Below are 16,979 nucleotides of genomic sequence, written 5' to 3'. Positions count from 1 at the left end.
CCTACACCCTCCCCAGCCCGATGTCCCCGTTGTTGAGCCCCAGCGCGCTCAAGGCCCCTCCGCGTGCCGCCGCGGCCAGCCGTTCCTTCTGCGCGAGATGCGCGAGGTACAGCTCCGCACCCCGGTGCCCGGCGGGCAGGTCGCTGATGGTCAACACCTTGAGGCCGATGCTGAGGGAGGCCCGGATGGGGTTGAGGTTCACGTCGAAGGCCGACTCGTTGATCGACAGCTCGGTGATCCGGACCGGCATGACGCGCTTGCTCCCCCAGGTGAAGAGGGTCAGCGGCATCTCGATGGGGGTGATCTCGATGGTCCCCTTCTTCGACAGCCGCGAAGCCTCCCGCAACTTGGCGGTCGTCGGCTGCACGAGCATTTCCAGCACGGCGAGCTGAGGATGAATCCCGTCGGGCGCCGCCACCTCGAACTGATCGGTCGCGTCGATCTCGGCGGTGAACTTCCACGTCTCCTGGGCAGGACCCTTGAGCCGCAGCGCCTCGTTTCTGTCCCCGCCTCCGCTCCCTCCTCCGCCGCTGTCGGCTTGGTCGCCGGCGGATTGGGGGGCGAGGGAGCGTTCGAGGGTGTCGGGGTTGAATTGCAGCACGATGATGCGTTGGGGGGTGCCGCGGTCGGGGTCGACGATGACGATGCCGGAGCGGATGGGCTTGGGTATGTCTGCGTAGCGGGTCACAGCCGGGCCTCCAGACGTTCACGCAACGGGGAGAAATCGTCGTCCGGGAAAATGACCGGCAGCACCTCAAAAGCTTGCTCGAGACTCTCCCCGATATCACTCAAACCAGGGTCGGCGAGTGAGATGTCCGCAAATAGATACTGCCAGCCACGCAACCCTTTTGTGCGGAGTAGCGCTTCCTGATATTCAACGAACGTCAAGTCGAGTTTGGTGTATGCCACGGGGTAAGGTGGGGTCTCCATAATCGTCAGGTCATGGAACCAAACTTCCATCGCCCCCGCCAACGGGGTCATTCGAATACTAGACATGTAGCGAGGGGTCGACACCTGGGCCATATCGAAAGGGCGGAGTTGCGAGACAAACTCTCGATGAAACGGGTCCTCCAGCAGTTCAGCTGCAGGATCTGACCCCATACCCAAGATTTCGACCGGCGATGGCAGATGAAATTCTCCACAAATCTCCGGGAGCGGAGGCGATGATTTCCAGTAGATCGACACACTGGTGAGCGAAAGAGCCTCATTGACCATCTGTTCATCGAGCCGAATTTCTCCCCAGTCGGGGTTGAAGTGAGAAAGGTCCTGGAGATTCCTGAAGGCAAGCGAAGGCTCGCCGTAGGTCACGTTTGCGATCTTCAGCTTCTCATTTCTGGTGAGTTGGCCGATCAAATTCCTGTATTTGAACTCTAGCTCGTTGATATAACTCACTCCCTCTGCCATGCCTACTGGAAGGTGAAGCGCCCCTTGCCACTGTGGTTGCGCATTCTCTTGAGATATTTGTCAAGGTCCGCGAGCCCCTGCCCTGCCCCTTGCCCGGGGACGCGGTAGGCACGGAGTCTTGCGCTGACATCATCCATGTCACTGAAGTGGCTCTTTGCCCGCTCATAGAGGATGGCATCCACCCACTCCGAGGGAAGCCATCCCAGGCCAGTCACTTCTTTCCTGCTACACGTGTTGATGTTCGGCACAGGCCTACGACTCGAAGGGGGAGGATCGAACTTATCCACTGGCTTCTTTGAGTCCCTTTCATCAACCACCCAGTGGGCCGGCTCCTCTCCTGAGGCCCCTTCTACCCGTTTATAGACCCCCCACTCGGCACTCATAGTCTCGGGGAACCCCCGAGGAAATTTGTCGCCTTCATATCCCATTCCCGGCGCCGCACCTCCATAGAGAGTCAGGTTAACCTCATACCAGCCGGGAACATGTTCCGCACCATTGAATGGTATCCCGAATCTTTTGGCCGCCGTTGATTCGAAATCCGTATAGAACGGCTTGTTGATGTGACTGTAGGCGGGGATGAAGTTTGCCCCCTCCTGCGGACCGCCAAGCTCCCTGGGCAGTAGGTGCATGGCGTCCCACTGGAAGTACGCCCCCCGGAAATCCTGAAGCTCGGCATCGTCGATGTGACTCCACCCGACTATGCCCTGCCGCTGCCCCTTCCCTGGGGCCGGCTTTCCGTTAATCTGCGCCCATCCCGGATTAATGAAATCTCGCTTGAAACCCTTGGGATCAACTCCATCTGCGAAATTATTCTTGTCGGGCCGCGGGAGCTTGTGCTTGACCAGATAGTCATTCAAGCCGTCCTCGCTGTAACTGGTGACGTGTTGCACCGGGTTCAATATAGCCCTGATCTCGGGGTTAGGGCCACCGATCTTGATCAGATCTGTAAGTCTGTAGTGCCGACGGAGAGCGGCAAGCAGCTGCAAATGAGCAGTTCGCGGAATTCCTGGCTTAAGGCGCTTCCTTAGGATTCGGCGAATGCGCTTGACAATCTCGTCCAGCCTGTCGTCCTTAGACTGCCCCTCTTCCTCCTTGCGTTGGTCCTTCTTCTCTTGCTTCTCCTTGGCCAGGTCCTTGTTTTTCCGCTCCCCGTCCTTCGGTTTCCTCGGGCCGCCCTTGCCGTCGCCGTCTCGGCCCTTTTTGCTGTCCTTGTCCTTGTCGTCGTTGTCCTTGGGCTTGGTCGACTTGCCGCCACCCTTGCCGTCCTTGGGTTTTATCGGCTTGTCGCCGTCCGCGCCTTCTTTGCCCTTGGGCCTGGCCGGGTCTTGGTCCTTGGGCTTGCTGGGGTCCTGGCCCTTGTCCTTCCGGGGACCCTTGTCGTCGTCCTTCGGCTTGGTCGAGTCCTGGTCGCCGTTCTTCGGTTTATCCGGAGTGCCATCCTTCGGCTTTGGTTTCGTTTCCGGCTCGATCTTCGGCTTCGCCGGGGGTTCAGGCTTGGGCTTAGGTTTCGCGGCCGGGGTGGGGCGGGTGTCCGGCTTGTCGTCTTCCTTGTCCTTCGGCTTGCCGTTGTTGTCATTGACCGTGGGCCTCTTGGCGTCGGTCGTGGGACTGGGCCTGGCGGGGCCTTCTTCCTTGCCCGGGCCACGCGTCGACGGCTTGTCAGCGTCCGGCTTCGTGCCCGGTTTCGTGGTGGGCTTCGTGCCAGGGCCCGGTTTTGTAGCCGTCGGGCGGGTTCCCGGCTTGCCCGGGTCCGGGGCGGGGCGCTGGGTCGGGGGCTGGGGCTGGGGCTTCCTCGCGGTGGGGCCTGGGGGTGAGCCTGGGGCCGGCGGGCTCGCGGCGGCGGGCTTGCCGCCCTTGTCCTTGCCGAGGTTGGCGGCCACGCCCTTGAGGCGGCGGCCTACCTTCGCGACGTACTTGCCGATGCCGCTCAGCAGGGCCTCGTAGGCCAGTTCCAGCAGCGCCACGATGCCCGCCGCTACGGCCTTCGCGAAGAGGATGCCCGCGCCGCCCTGGCGGACGGCTTTCAGCCAGTCGAGGACGGCGCCCATCGCGCGCAGGATCTCGCCGAGGGCACCGATGGCCGTGCGGATGGCGTCGATGACGGCCGTCACCCAGCCCGCGCCCGGGATCAGCTTGGCGATGACCTTGGTGATCACGATCTCGCCGATGATGAAGGGGAGTTGGGGGACGATCGCCTCCCATGTCTCCTTGACCATCATCTCCAGCGAGATGCCGCCCTTGATCAGCTTGTCGATGATGGCCTTCGGGACGCCGATGATCTCCTCGATCTTCGACTGGAACCATGCCTTCACCGCTGACTTGACCTCGCGGAACAGGTGGTTCTTCGCGCCGTCCACAGCCGAGTTCTTGGCTCCGCTCAGCCAACCGCCCGGGTCGGAGAGGAAGTCGACCGCGATGAGCATGAAGTCGCCGAGGGCGCCGAGCAGCTTGGAGGCGAAGTCCAGGACGGCCTTGACCGCGTCCACGACGGCCTTGATCACGTCTTGGAGCATCTTCTTGAGGACGTCGAGGATGCTGCTCAGCAGTTTGCCGATGGCGTTCAGCAGATCGGTGATGATCTGCTTCAGCATGTTGGCGAGCTTGTTGACCAGGGCGATCGCGGCGTCGATGAGGTCGGTGATGAACTTCCGGATGCGGTTGGCCAGTTCGATGATCGCCCGGACCATGGCCTTGGCGAATTCGATCAGGTCCTCGATGAAGCTCTTGATAGCATTGACGATCGCCTCGCGGGCCTTGTTGATCCAGCCCTCGACCGTCTCCTTGAAGTTCTTGATGAAGCCGACGACCCTGTCACGCGCCTCCCGGATGACCCGGACGATCGCGTTCTTGATCTCGATGACCTTCTTCTTGATCCAGTCGAAGGCCTTGCTGATCCAGTTGCCCGAATCCTCAACGCTGTCGTCGCGCTTCTTCTCGGCTTGTTCCTCAGCCTTGGTGTTCTCATCCCGGATCTTCTGGTCGCCGGTCTCCTTCTCCTTGGTGACGTTGTCGTCGGTCTTCTTCTCTTCGTCCTTGACGTCCGTACGGACCTTTTCGTGCCTCTCGGTCTTCTTCGTGCCGAGAGAATTCAGTTCCTCGTCCTGCTCCTTCCGCCAGCCTTCACGCTGGGCGGTGACATCGCTCAGAGCCTTGTCTCGTTCGCTCGCCTGGCTCTGGGTATTGGTCTCGATCTCGGCGTCGACCTGTTGCTTGTGCTTCGCCTGAGAGTCGCGGAAGTCCCGGTCCTTGGTCTGCCGACCCTCGGACATGCCCTTCTGGCCGTCGCTGAACGCCGCCTGGAACTGCGGGCCGCGCTCGTGCTCCGCCACCTCCGACGCCGCCTCGGGAGGTACAGCGCCCGTTGCCGCGCCACCGCCGGGCGCGCCGCCCTTGCCGCCCTGCTGGCCCGGGACCTTCGCGGCCATCTGCTCCTTGGGAGCATTGGGGTAGACCTGATCCTCGCCCATCGCGCGGCCGGAGTCGTCGCGGGCCGTGGTGACGGCCTCCTGGCCCTTGGTGTCGATGGCGGTGCCCTGTTCGCCGGCCGTCTGCTCGGCATTGCCCGCCATCTGTACGCCCGGGGCGTTGCCCGCCTGGGCCTGCTTGAGCGCTTCGTCCTTCGTCGGAAGGCCGGCGAACTTGGCGGCCAGCTCCGAGGCGTCCACCTCGAAGCCGACCCAACTCAGAACCTTTCCGACGCCGAAGCCCAGGGCCATCTTGAACGTGTCCCAGCCGCCCGGCTCCTCGGCTTTCTCCGCCTCGATCTGGCCCTCGGGCTCCTTGGCGCCCGTGACCTCTGCCTTCTCCTTTTCGGGGGCCTCGGACTTCTGCGCCGGATCCTGGGAGTACTGGGCCGGTGCGTCGGCCTGCGGCTTGCCCTCAAGGGTCTGCGGAGCGCCTGCCGGGCGCTGCATGGAAGGAGGTGACGCGGCGAGCTGCTGGTGCTCGTCGCCGACGGTACGGTCCACCGCACCGCCCACACCACCCATGGCCTCCAGCGCCACGTGGGGCTTGAGCTTTGAGGCGGTGGAGAGTCCCGCTTCCGGGGCCACCTGGGAAAGGTTCGGGGCCGGCCCGGAGCCCTTCTTCTTACCCTTGCCCGGTGCCGCCGCCTTGCCTCCGCCTCCTCCACCGCCGCCCCCGCCGCGCTGTCCCTTGGGTGCCGGAGCTGCCTTGGACGCCGCGGCCTTCGGGGCCTTCACTGCCTTGGGAGCGGCCTTCGGACCGGGCGTCGCAGCCGGGGCCTCGGGGGCCTTCGTGGGCTGCGCGGCGGCAGGTGCGGACTCCTTGGCCGCAGGTGCCGGAGTCTCCGCTGGGGTACTCTGCCCGGTCTGCGACGACTCGGCGGACGGCTCGCTCTGGGCACCGCTCGCCGCTTCGTTGCTCGCGCCACCCGGCGTATCCGCGTTGGACCCGCCGGTCACCTGGGTGTCCCGTGCGGGCGAGGCGGACTGTGATTCCGCTGATTGCTCGCTCTTGCCCGCCGACGCCGAGTCCGCCGCCTTCTGCTCCCCCTCGGCCGCAGGCTCCTGCTCCGTGGACTTACTGCCCGACGCCTGCTGGGAACCCTTCTCCGGTGCGCCTTGCGACTTGTCGCCAGCGGCGGGAGTGCCTTTCTCCTCCTTGGCCGCCTGTTCCTTGGCCTCGCTCTCTTTGGCCTCACTGCCCGCCCCGGACTTGCCCGGCGCCTCCTGCACCGTCATCTGTGCGACGACGGGCCCGGCCTTCGGGTCGGTGCCACTCTTCGGGTCCCGCGACGCCGTGCCCGGTCCCGGCCGTGCCTCGGCGGCCCGCTCCGCGGCGAGACCGTCGTCCAGTCCGGTGCCTCCCGGCCCGCCCTCTTCGGCCTCGACCGACGGTTCCGTATCGGCGAGTGAGTCGGCGTCCTCCTCAGGCTCAGCCTCCGCGTCCTCGGCGTCCTCCGCGTCCCGTTCGGCCTGCACCTTGTCGGCCTTGGTGACAGGAGGCGCGGGGAAGGACGGTATTGGGGGCGAGGCGGACGAGGAGGGGTCGAGCTTGTCGGCCGTCGGGACGCCGGACACGTCGAGGTCCTGGGTGGGCAGGAAGTCCTCCGGCTGGAGCTTGATGTCCCAGGCGCTCTTCTCCCCGCCCCCGACATCGACCTCCGACTCGCTGCCGGAACCGAACGGTTCCTCGTCGACCTCTTCCTCCGGGTCGAGGTCCTGGTTGCGAACGCCGTCGAGCCTGCTGAGCCGACCGGGCAGCTGGGTGTCCTTGCCCGGCATCGTCGGCGAACCCTTGGGCTTCTCCGCTCCGCGCTTGTCCTCTTTCTTCAGCTGCTGACCCGCCACAAGCGAATCGACCGCGCCCGGGCGGTTCTTGGCCTCGGACTCCTCCTTGCTCGCGGTCGGGGCGTCCTCTTGCTCCGTTCCCTCCTTGCCTTCCTTGCCGCCCTTCTCCCTCTCACCTTCCTTGTTCTCCTTGCCGCCCTTGCTCTCCGTGCCTTCCTTGCCGTCGCCCTTGGCCCCTTCGGCCTCCTTCTCGCCCGCAGGCTGCTGTGCCTCGGATGACGACGGCTGCTGTTCGCCGGACGGCGCACCGCCACCAGCGCTCGGCGCCCGCTCCTGCCCACCGCCCTGTTGTGGCGCGCTCTCGTTCTCCGGGGTGCTCCCAGGGGCACCTTCCGTGTCCGCCTGGTCCTTCTCCGGGCCTGACGCCTCGGGCGGCTTCTGCTGTTCCTCCTGCCGCTCCTCCGCATCCCGACGGTCCACGTCGCGCTCGAAGAGCAGTTCCTCGGCCGTGTCCGGCTCGATGGCCGGGGCTTCGAGTGAGTTCTGCTCCAGGTTGTCGTCGGTCTCGATCTCGTCGACCAGATCGAGTACCCGCTCGTGCTCCGAGCTGAGGAGTCTGGTCTCCAGACGGTCGAGGACCGCGTCCTGCAACTCCTCCGACAGCCGGGCCAGTTGCATACGGGTGCGCTTCGATCGGTCCTCCGGATCGCCGCGCAGCGACCGTACGACCGAGTTCGCGAGCCGGTCCACGAGGGTCGCCGGATCGATCCGCTCCATCCGGTTCCGGTCCGCGTCGACCGTCGCGTAACGCAGCCAGCCGGGTGTGGCCTGGCCCTCCTCCACCGCCGTCTCGGGCTGGGGCTCCCTGCCCCGTACGGACTCCTGCGCCGCGCCCTCCGCCTCCCGCTCAATCGGCTCCTGCGGCAGGCTCACCGCGCCCAGGTCGCGGCCTGCGCGGAGTGCGCCCAGGCCGTGGGGGTTCTGGACGGTGTGCAGCAGCTCGTGGGCGAGGAGGCGGCGGCCGTCGGTGGTGCCGGGGCGGTAGGTGCCCTCGCGGAAGAAGATGTCCTGGCCTACCGCTACCGCGTCCGCGCCGAGCATCTCGGTGAGCTGGCCCGCGTCGCGGTCGGTGTGCAGGCGGACGCGGCTGAAGTCGTGGCCGAGCTGTTCTTCCAGTTCGCGGCGGACGCTGAGGTCGAGGGGTTGGCCCGCGCCGCTGACGATGGCCTTGGGCTCCGGGGTACGGGACTTGGCCGCCCGCTCCTTGCGTTTGCGGCGTCTGTCCTTCGCCGCCGAGTCATTGTCCTGGGTCGTGGCTTGGGCCGCGCTCATCGTGCCTCCCCCCGTCCCGCGAGACCCGCGTGCACCGCCCGCGCCAGCGCCTCGCCCAGGCGGGCCGGGGAGGTGGTCCGGGGCAGGGGTGGGAGGCCGGAGAGCAGGTCGATCGTCTCGCCGTCGCTGGATGCGGCCAGCGGGACGCCTCGCTCGCGTACGAGCCTCGTCAGCTCCGTCTGGAACGCCGCCGAGACGCGGTCCGGGTCGACGCGGGCGTCGAAGCCGTCCAGGACCAGTTCGCCGATGTCCACCCGTACGGCGGAGGTGCGCGGTGTCGTCTCGTTCAGACCCATCCGTGGACCTCCGAAGGCGTAAGCGAGCGGTCCAGCTTCAGGTACTCCGTACGCGCCGCCGCCAGCATGTGGCGCATCTGGAGGCGGTCGCCCTCCTCCGCCGCGAGGAAGGCGCCCGACAGCGCGATGTTGCGGATGGAGCCACCTGCCACGGTGAGTTGGGCGAGGCGCTTGGCGTCGATGTCCTTCATCGGGGCCCGGTCGGGCAGGACGCGGCGCCAGATCTCGGCGCGCTCGGACTCTCCCGGGAAGGGGAAGTCGACGACGAAGCGGATGCGGCGCATAAAGGCCGGGTCGAGGGCCTTCTTCATGTTTGTGGTGAGGATGGCCAGGCCCCGGTACGCCTCCATCCGCATCAGCAGATAGCTGACCTCCAGGTTGGCGTAGCGGTCGTGGCTGTCCTTGACCTCGCTGCGCTTGCCGAAGAGCGCGTCCGCCTCGTCGAAGAGGAGAAGCGCGCCGCCCTGTTCGGCGGCGTCGAAGACCCTGCGGAGGTTCTTCTCGGTCTCGCCGATGTATTTGCTGACCACCTGCGAGAGATCGATGATGAAGAGGTCGAGCCCGAGCTCCTTCGCCATCACCTCGGCGGCGAGCGTCTTGCCGGTGCCGGACCCGCCCGCGAAGAGGGCGGTGACGCCGAGGCCGCGGCGCAGCGTCTCGGCGAAGCCCCACTCCTGGTAGACCGTGCCGCGCTGGCGGACGTGCGCGACGATCTCGCGCAGGATCCGCAACTGCCTCTCGTTGAGCACCAGGTCGGTCCAGGCCGCCTCCGGCTCGATGCGGCGGCCGAGTTCGTCCAGACCGATACGGGCCTCGATGAGCCCGGCACGCCACGCCAGCTCGGTGGCGTTCAGCTCCTCCTCGTCCGGCAGGTCGCGGCGTACGGTCGCGGCGGCGGAGCGTATGACGTGGGGCGGCAGCTGGAACTGGGCGACCAGCGTGCGGAGATGGGCGTCCTCCACCTCGGGGAGGTCAGCGAAAGCGTCCGCCCAGAGGCCGAACTGCTCCTCGTCGTCCAGCCGGGGCACGGTGACCCGCTCGCCGCGCGGCTGGCCGGTCGGGCGGGGGTCAAGGCTGGAGACGACGAGCGGGACGGCGGCACCTGCGATGAACGCGTCGGTGGCGGCGGCCTGTTCGCGGTCCATGTCGCCGACGTCGAGGAGGAGCGCGGCGGGGAGGAGGATCGCCTCGCGCTGCCAGAGGCGGGCGAGGCGGTCGCGTTCGGCCGCCTCGGTGGGGACGTCGTCGGCGGCCATCGCGTACAGGCCGAGCCCGGAGCGGCGGGCGGCGGCCGCGGCGATGTCGGTACGGGTGCGCAGGTCGCCGCCGACGAGTTCGACGCGGAGCGGGGCGTCGGGGCGGGACTCAGCCCAGCCGGCGGCGACGCGGTTCGCGGCCTGGTCGTACGAGGCGGGCAGCGTGTCCGGGACCGTGGCACGGCGGAGCAGGCCGTGCAAGCGGGCGTCGAGGTACGGCGAGCCGGCGAGGAAGTGCAGGATGCGCTCGTCGAAGCGGAGGCGGGTGGTAGTGAGCCGGGTGTCGTCCTCCAGCTCCACGATCCGCCAGCGGCGCAGCGGGGCGACGGGCGTGAGCGCGCTCCAGTGCGGGTCGGTGAGCGCGGCGAGGGCGAGAGAGAAGGTGGGGTACGTACGGGCAGGGTCGCCGCTCGCAGCGGCGCAGCGCGCGGCGGCCGTCGGCTCCAACTCCGCTGCTGCGCCCAGCAGGACGATGTCCCGTTCGAAGTCGCTGAGGCCGAAGCAGGCGACGAGCGCGTCCAGGGTGCTGGGGCCGGGGGGTGTGGCGGGCGGTTGGGTAGGCGGTGGCGCAGTGGGTTGGAGGGCCGGGCCCTCACCCTCCGGCTCGTCCTTCCGTACGGACGGCTCTCCTGCGGCCGTACGGGTGGCGCGGCGGGCATGGGCGTCGACGCGGGCCAGGACCGCCTGGACGGCGGCGGCCAGTGCCAGGCCGTCGGACCCGGCGCTGTCCGCCGCGCCCGCCGCGCGTTCATCGTGCGTGCTGTCCATGCCCTCCCCTGCCCCCGTCTCTCGTCGCACCGCGCCTCAGCTCTCCGTGCCGTCAGGAGTCCCGGACGAGCCTGAGCCTGAGCTGCCTTGGTTGCCGCCGCGCGGCCTGCCGCGTCCGGTCGCCTTACGCGTACGGGCCGGTGCGGCGGCCGACTTGCCCGTGCCGCTCCTGGAACCGGCGCGCTTCTTCGTGGGCGCGGGCAGCTGGGCTCCCGCCTCGGCGGCCTCCGCGGCCTGCGCTGCCTCGTCTGCCCTGCCCGGCTCGGCAGCCGACGCCCCGCCCTTCGCTGGGGCGGACGCGCGGGACGCGGCCCGCGCCTTCCCCACGGCGGACGTTCCAGCTTCCCCGGCCGGCTCACTCGGCTCCGTCGGCGGCTCCAACGGCCCCGGCGGTTCCGGCGCGCCCGGCGCCCCGAAGGGCAGGACGCGCACCGTGTGCCGTTCCACCGGCTTCGCCGGGACCGGCTTCTCGCGGCCCTCGATCAGGACCAGCGCACCCTGGTAGCAGACTGACAGGGTGTACGGCGTCTGGTGGAGCATTCCCCAGAGCTTCGAGGTCTCGTCGACGTCCATCTGCGTCGGTGTGAACCGCACCCGTTGGATCGACTCGGCCAGGTCGCTGCCGGCCAGGTACGGGTATCGGGCGACCACCTCCTCGATCACGTCCTTCGGCAGGACGGGTATCTCGTGCAGCGTGCGCACCACGCACCCGATGAGCCGCTGCCCGATCAGTTCGGCCTCCTCCCCGTACGCGCTGATCAGGTAGTTCAGGTCCATCGCCGCCGCCGGGCGCTTGAAGAGCGTGCCGTCCGAAGCGCGCGTCGGCAGGTCGTTGTGGCGCATGGAGGCGTTCGGCGTGACCTGGTAGAGGAAGACGTTGATGGTGGGTTCGAGGGGCGGTTCGGCCGGGGGTTTCTTCGTGTCGACCGCGACCGCTATGTCGATCTCAGGGGCCAGGTTGTTGGCGATGAGAATCGCCAGGGCCTTGGTGACCGTCGCGAAGGCGAGTGCGTTGCTCATCTGTACGTCAGCCCCTCTTCTCGCCGCGCGACAGGTAGTCGTCCAGACTCAGCGCGGGCGTGCGCCGTCCCGCCTGCTCGGGGCGGGCAGCGGACGGACGGCGGCCGGACGGTTCGGCGGCGCTGACCTCCAGCCGCCCGATCTGCACGTGGACGACGCGCTCGGCGGCCTTGGGCCGGCGCCGGACGGCGGCCGTCCGGACGGCGGCACGGTCCACGGCAGGGTTGGCAGCGGACGGCAGCGCGGAGGGGGTGGCCGCGCGGGCGGCGGCAGTGAACGGGAAGCCGGGCGCAGGCGTCGCGGGCCGCTGCGTCCCGTCCAATGCGGGACCAGGGGCCGGGACCCGACGCCCGGCGCTCGGCGCGCCGTCGAGGGCGGCCGGGCGCGGCCCCGGGGTAAGCGGGGTGGCGGGGCGCAGCAGCGGGGCGGCGGCCGGGGGCTGGGCAGGGCGGTCCGCCTCGGAGTGGGGGGCGGGCTCGGCGGAGCGTACGACGGTCTCGCGGTCGGTGGTCCTGATCTCCCGGACGAGGAGCTGCTCCGGTACGGGCGCGGGGTCGGGCGGTGGAGTGAGCAGCGGGCCGGGCTCGTCCAGGAGCGGCTCGGGGGCGCGCAGGGCCTCGATCCGCTCGTACGGGCCGGGCAGCCGTGGCCGTACCCGCGCCGTGGCCGTACCGTCGGCTCCGCCCGGCGGTACGGCCACGGCGGTGGCGGGGGCGTGGCGCGCGATCAGCCGGTCGAAGTAGTCAGCCATCTGCGCATAGCTCCAGGTAGTAGCGGCGCCGCAGCGGGCTGAGCGCCAGGATCTCCGGCTCGTTCCAGCCGTATGCGGTGGCGAGCAGGTGGACGTCGAGCAGCAGGTCCCGTGCCCAGGAGTCGAGTTCGGTCCAGAGGTAGGAGGTGATGTCCAGCTCCGCCCGGGTGGCCTCGCCGCAGGCGGGGCAGGCGACGTTCAGTGTCACGTCGGCGGCCGGATCGGCGGCCGCCACGGCGTCGGCGAGCCGCCGCCGTACGGGCTCGGGCAGGGCGGACGCCAGCCGGTCCGCCGGGACCGGCTGCCCGGCCCGTACGGCCGAGAGGGTGCAGCGGGCCAGCAGCTGGTGCGGGGCGTCGGGCCCGGCCGCGGCCGCCGCCTCGATGTCGGCGACGGTGGGCAGCCGGAACTGCACCACCCACTCGCCGTCCTCCACCCGCAGGGGCGACTCCCGCTGATCCGGCCCGGCGGCCGCCAGGTCGCGTACGTCGAGGTCGAACTCCATCGCCTCGCCGCACGCGCCGCACTCCACGCGCGTCTGCATCCGCTCGCCGAAGAGCGCGCGGCGCAGCGCGAGGAGATCCGCCTCCCGCTCCCCCACCGGGACCGACCGCAACGCGTCGGTGCCGGACTCCGGGCGGGCGGCCCGGTGCAGCAGCAGGGCGCGCTCCGGGCCGTGGTGTGTCAGGCCCGCCTCCCAGATGGCCAGCAGCTCGGCGGGCCCGGTCCCCGTGTTCACCATCCCTCAAGCCCGTTTCCGTTCCGTTCCAGTTGTCGCGAGCCTTACGCGGGGTGGGTGAAGGAGGGTTCTTCCGGCTCCGGTACCTCGTAGTCCCGTTCCCAGCCCTCGCATTCGAGCTTGAGGCTCTGAATGGCGACCGCGTTGGCGTTGGCGTCCAGCTCGCCCAGCACCTGGTATTCGCTGGGCCAGGTCCGGTAGAGCTTGTGCGAGACGGCGACCTGACCTGCCTCGTTGAGGACTTGGATCACGAGGTCCTTGCGGAAGTCGGCGAGGGAGACCTCGGAACCGAGTCCGGCGCCGACCTGCCAGACCTTGTTGGCCCAGCGGTCGAATTCGGGGTCGTGGGTGACTCCGCGTTCCAGGGTCACTCCCTCGAATTCGGAGCGGCCGGGGGATTTCCGGGGCGAGCTGGGGTCGCCGCCGTGCCGGTGTTTGACGACTTCGGTGGTGCGCTTCAGCGGGCTGATCTTGCTGACGCCGGCGACCGTACGACCGTCCCAGAGGACCAGAAACTTGAAGTTCTTGTACGGGTCGAAGCGATGGGCGTTGACCTGAAACTCTGCCATCACATTCCTAAATCTCGAACTGTCCGGCCATCTGCTGGATCTTGACGATCACGAACTCCGCGGGCTTCACCGGCGCGATGCCGACCACCACGTTGACGATGCCGCCCGCGATGTCCTCGTCGGTCGTCGTGTCCTTGTCGCACTTGACGAAATAGGCCTGGCGCGGAGTGCTGCCCTTGAAGGCGCCCTTTTCGAAGAGCGTGTGCAGATACGCCGACGCGTTGAGCCTGATCTGCTGCCACAACTGCTCGTTGTTGGGCTCGAAGACGACCCACTGCAGTCCGCGGCGCAGGCTCTCCTCGATGTGGAGGGCGAGCCGCCGGACCGGTACGTACTTCCACTCGCTGTCGGCCGCGTCCGAGCCCTCCAGCGTGCGCGCGCCCCACACCAGCGGGCCCACCACGGGGAAGGTGCGCAGGCAGTTGATGCCGAGAGGGTTCAGCAGCCCGTTCTCGCGGTCGGTGAGCTTGACGGTGAACGAGCGCACCCCCGCCAGCCGCGCCTCGGTGCCGGCCGGGGCCTTCCAGACGCCGCGCTCGGCGTCGGTACGGGCGATGACGCCCGCGAGGGCACCGGAGGGCGGGAAGGAGCGCAGCCGGCCGGTGAGCGGGTCGGTGAGTTGCAGGTGCGGGAAGTACAGGCCGGCGTAGTTGTTGCGTACGGGCTCGAAGGCGCCGATCCCGGCGCGTGCGGCGTCCACGCTGCCCCAGGCGGACGGCGCGTCGACAAGCAGGAAGATCCGGCGTTCCTGGCAGAGCCGCTGGGCCGCCGAGATGACGGTGATCATGTCCTCGACGGACTCGTACGAGGCGAGTTCCGGCAGCGAGAGCAGGTTGACGTCCTCGATGTCCCGCAGCGCCTGGAGGCCGGTCTTGCGGGCCTCGCCGCCGATGATGTCGCGGGGACCGGGCAGGCCGCCGTCCTCGCCGCCCGCGAGCGGGAAGACGGGCGGGTTGACGGAGGCTTCGAGGCCGAGGTCGTTGGCGCACTCCCCCAGGAAGCGCACGACGTCGTCGGGGTCGACGGACCCGGCGACGACCTGGAGGCGGCGGCCGAAGGCGGTGACCTGCACTCCCGCGTAGGCGTGCTGCCCCGGAGCGTCGGGCAGCGCGCGCAGCTTGTGCTCCAGCAGCAGGGCGAGTTCGGTGATGTCGCAGGGCGCCTCGCCGTCGCAGTCCGGGTCGTAGAGCGTGAACTCACGCTCTACTTCGCCGATCTTGACGGTCAGCTCGACGTTCAGGTCGGGGAGTTCGGCGGCGAACTTCTTGGACACGGTGCCGGACGGGTCCGGGCGGCCCTCGCCGACGACCTTGACGCGGATCAGACCGGAGCCGGAGCCCACGACCGTCTCGACGAAGCGGCCGTGGCTCGCGTCCATGGACAGGCCCGGGAAGGTCTCGCGAGCGGTGCCGCGGGCGTCGAGGACATGGAGGTTGAAGGTCTCCTCCGGGCACCTGGTGTCGTAGTCGACGGCCAGCCGCAGCCCGGAACCCCACACTCCGGGCTCCTTGGCGTGCACCTCCAGCACGGGGCACTCGCTGTGCCCTTCGGTGGAGTGGAGGGTCACGCAGGCGGCCTTGCCGGTGCCGGACTTGGCCACGCGGACGATGACGGCCACGGTCCCGCCGTTGCCGAAGAACTGGTGCACGGCGTAGCCGACCGCGCTCTGTGAGGTGAGGCCACCGAAACGGCGTTCGAAATCGGCGAAGCTGGTGATCCGCACGGGGGTGTTCAACGGACCCCGGCGGGTGTGCCCTACGAATGCGGTGACCGATGTGGTGACCGAGGCGACCGTACGTACGCTGCTGGGAAGTTCTTCGACGTATACGCCGGGATAGCCCGCTTGTGCCGGCATTCCCCCTCCATTCTCTGCGCGCATCAAGAGATGAGGAGAGGAAGTGAAGAAAGTGCGAGCATGTGCCGTCGTGCACACGCTTCCTCCATCAGTTCCCCCGTCGCACACCCCCCGCGAAATCCGTATCGCGAGACCCGACACGCCGCTTGCGGCTCCTGATGCATGAGTGCTTCTTGGAGTTTCTAGGCCGACCGAATGAGGGTCAAGAAGACTTTCCGGCCATCCCCTACAGGACCGAGACAGGGGATGGACTCAGCCGATGTCGCCCGAACGAGAGCGATATAACCCGACGTATCCCCCTTCACCACGCATGATCATTTTTTCGGCGACCACGCGAGGGGACAGAAACAAGCCGAATAACTCGCGCCTCGGCGCGTCAAATTGTCAGCAGGAAGGACGCCGGGATAAAGCCCCTAAAAGGATCATGGCCGTACCCGATTAACGGAAATAGGAGTACGCCCAGTGGTCCGACCAATGGCACGAGCGCCTGTCGCGGGAGCAGCTCGGTAGCATCGCGGTGAGCGGTGAACCGACAGCAGCCAGCCAGACCGTGAAGGAGCGCCGACGTGCGACTCAGCCCGCGCACCGTACGCGAGATCGATTCGCCGATGGGTGCGACCTACGCCCTGCTCGCGGACCGCGGCGGGGAGCGCGCGCTGCTCGATCTGGCCCAGGCCGCGCCGAGTTACCCGCCCGCGGCCGAGATGATCGAGCACGTCGCCGCGGTCGCGCACGAGCCGAACGGCGCCGCGTACGTGCCGAGCCCCGGGCTGCCCCAGCTGCGCGAGGCGTTCGCCGCGGACCTCGGCCATGGGTACGGAAGCCCGGTGGGGGCCGACCAGATGGTGGTCACCGCGGGGTGCAACCAGGCGTTCTGCCTCGTCGCCCAGGCGCTCACCGAACCGGGTGACGAGGTCATCGAAGTCCTGCCGTACTACTTCAACTACGACATGTGGCTGCGCATGAACGGCGTCGTGCCGCGCTACCTGGACCCCGGGCCCGATCTGGTGCCCAGCCCGGAAGCGGCCGAAGCGCTCATCACACCCCGCACCCGGGCGATCGTCCTGGTCACCCCGGGCAATCCGAGCGGCGTCACCATCCCGCCGGATGTGCTCGCGGGCTTCTACCAGGTGGCGAAGCGGCACGACGTCGCGCTGATCCTGGACGAGACCTACCGCTCGTTCCGCGCCACCGGGGAGCCCGCGCACGAGCTGTTCGCCGAACCGGACTGGGCGGGGACCCTGGTGAGCCTGCACAGCTTCTCCAAGGACCTGGCGATTCCCGGCTACCGGGTGGGCGCGGTCGTCGCCTCGCCGGAGCTGAACCGCGAGGTGATGAAGCTGCTCGACTGCGTGGCGATCTGCCCTCCGCGGGTCGGGCAGGAGGCCGCCTGGGCGGGGCTGACGTCGGCCCGGGAGTGGCGGCGTGCGCGTGCGGAGGAGGTCACGGACAAGCGGCGCCGGCTGGAGTCCGTGATGGCCGACCGGCCCGGCGGCTTCGAGCTGCTGAGCTGCGGAGGGTTCTTCGGCTGGGTCCGCCACCCCTTCGCCGGGCGCGGCACCGACGAGGTCGTGCGCGACCTCGTCACCCGCTACGACACACTCGTCATCCCGGGCACCGCCTTCCTGCCCGAGGACCGCGAGGTGTTCCGGGTCAGCTTCGGCAACGTCGACCGGGCCGGGCTCACCGAATTCGCGGGGCGGCTCCGGCTGATGGCCGAGGACGTCCCGGGCTGAC

The 16,979-nt window shown here is 68.6% G+C and carries 11 protein-coding genes; 1 reads left to right on the top strand and 10 read right to left on the bottom strand.

Annotated features, from left to right (window positions below):
• Position 1: 1 nt before the first annotated feature.
• Genes ABZ370_RS38930 through ABZ370_RS38885 form a run of 10 tightly spaced genes read right to left on the bottom strand, consistent with a single transcriptional unit; the run spans position 2 to position 15,242 of the window.
• A complete protein-coding gene (locus ABZ370_RS38930) occupies positions 2-688 on the bottom strand; it encodes a hypothetical protein (protein WP_358631559.1) in 687 nt (228 codons plus the stop codon).
• Positions 685-1,392, bottom strand: a complete 708-nt coding sequence (locus ABZ370_RS38925) for a hypothetical protein (RefSeq protein WP_358631557.1) — start codon at positions 1,390-1,392, stop codon at positions 685-687. Before ABZ370_RS38925 ends, ABZ370_RS38930 begins: the two co-directional genes overlap by 4 nt.
• A gap of 14 nt (positions 1,393-1,406) precedes the next feature.
• Positions 1,407-7,988, bottom strand: coding sequence for a DUF4157 domain-containing protein (locus ABZ370_RS38920; protein WP_358631554.1), 6,582 nt, complete (start codon positions 7,986-7,988; stop codon positions 1,407-1,409).
• Entirely contained in the window at positions 7,985-8,284 is a 300-nt protein-coding gene (locus ABZ370_RS38915) for a hypothetical protein (protein ID WP_358631552.1), read from the bottom strand. The genes ABZ370_RS38920 and ABZ370_RS38915 overlap by 4 nt, the downstream gene beginning before the upstream one ends.
• Positions 8,275-10,308 carry an ATP-binding protein gene (locus ABZ370_RS38910; RefSeq protein WP_358631549.1) on the bottom strand — a complete coding sequence of 678 codons (2,034 nt, stop codon included), beginning with the start codon at positions 10,306-10,308 and terminating at the stop codon, positions 8,275-8,277. The genes ABZ370_RS38915 and ABZ370_RS38910 overlap by 10 nt, the downstream gene beginning before the upstream one ends.
• Before the next feature lie 36 nt (positions 10,309-10,344).
• The gene (locus tag ABZ370_RS38905) at positions 10,345-11,328 is read right to left on the bottom strand and encodes a DUF4255 domain-containing protein (RefSeq protein WP_358631546.1); all 984 of its coding nucleotides are present in this window, start codon (positions 11,326-11,328) and stop codon (positions 10,345-10,347) included.
• Between the two features lie 7 nt (positions 11,329-11,335).
• Entirely contained in the window at positions 11,336-12,079 is a 744-nt protein-coding gene (locus ABZ370_RS38900) for a hypothetical protein (RefSeq protein ID WP_358631544.1), read from the bottom strand.
• Positions 12,072-12,821 (bottom strand): hypothetical protein, encoded by a 750-nt coding sequence (locus ABZ370_RS38895; RefSeq protein ID WP_358631541.1) that lies wholly within the window; start codon positions 12,819-12,821, stop codon positions 12,072-12,074. Before ABZ370_RS38895 ends, ABZ370_RS38900 begins: the two co-directional genes overlap by 8 nt.
• 41 nt (positions 12,822-12,862) lie before the next feature.
• Positions 12,863-13,387, bottom strand: a complete 525-nt coding sequence (locus tag ABZ370_RS38890) for a phage tail protein (protein WP_358631538.1) — start codon at positions 13,385-13,387, stop codon at positions 12,863-12,865.
• 7 nt (positions 13,388-13,394) lie between these two features.
• Positions 13,395-15,242: a phage tail sheath C-terminal domain-containing protein gene (locus ABZ370_RS38885; protein WP_358631535.1), complete on the bottom strand. Its 1,848-nt coding sequence runs from the start codon at positions 15,240-15,242 to the stop codon at positions 13,395-13,397.
• A 566-nt stretch (positions 15,243-15,808) separates the two neighbouring features.
• On the opposite strand from ABZ370_RS38885, the gene ABZ370_RS38880 reads away from it, so the two are divergent.
• On the top strand, positions 15,809-16,978 hold the full coding sequence (locus ABZ370_RS38880; protein WP_358631532.1) for an aminotransferase: 1,170 nt from the start codon (positions 15,809-15,811) through the stop codon (positions 16,976-16,978).
• Position 16,979: the final 1 nt, after the last annotated feature.

This window comes from Streptomyces sp. NPDC005962 (assembly GCF_040629205.1).
GTDB lineage: Bacteria > Actinomycetota > Actinomycetes > Streptomycetales > Streptomycetaceae > Streptomyces.
This window is presented reverse-complemented; position numbering and strand designations above follow the sequence as displayed.

What these genes read in the sequence shown, in the direction of transcription:
- ABZ370_RS38920 (WP_358631554.1), bottom strand. Translation starts at nt 7,988, where the DNA reads ATGAGCGCGGCCCAAGCCACGACCCAGGACAATGACTCGGCGGCGAAG.
- ABZ370_RS38915 (WP_358631552.1), bottom strand. Translation starts at nt 8,284, where the DNA reads ATGGGTCTGAACGAGACGACACCGCGCACCTCCGCCGTACGGGTGGAC.
- ABZ370_RS38910 (WP_358631549.1), bottom strand. Translation starts at nt 10,308, where the DNA reads ATGGACAGCACGCACGATGAACGCGCGGCGGGCGCGGCGGACAGCGCC.
- ABZ370_RS38905 (WP_358631546.1), bottom strand. Translation starts at nt 11,328, where the DNA reads ATGAGCAACGCACTCGCCTTCGCGACGGTCACCAAGGCCCTGGCGATT.
- ABZ370_RS38900 (WP_358631544.1), bottom strand. Translation starts at nt 12,079, where the DNA reads ATGGCTGACTACTTCGACCGGCTGATCGCGCGCCACGCCCCCGCCACC.
- ABZ370_RS38895 (WP_358631541.1), bottom strand. Translation starts at nt 12,821, where the DNA reads ATGGTGAACACGGGGACCGGGCCCGCCGAGCTGCTGGCCATCTGGGAG.
- ABZ370_RS38890 (WP_358631538.1), bottom strand. Translation starts at nt 13,387, where the DNA reads ATGGCAGAGTTTCAGGTCAACGCCCATCGCTTCGACCCGTACAAGAAC.
- ABZ370_RS38885 (WP_358631535.1), bottom strand. Translation starts at nt 15,242, where the DNA reads ATGCCGGCACAAGCGGGCTATCCCGGCGTATACGTCGAAGAACTTCCC.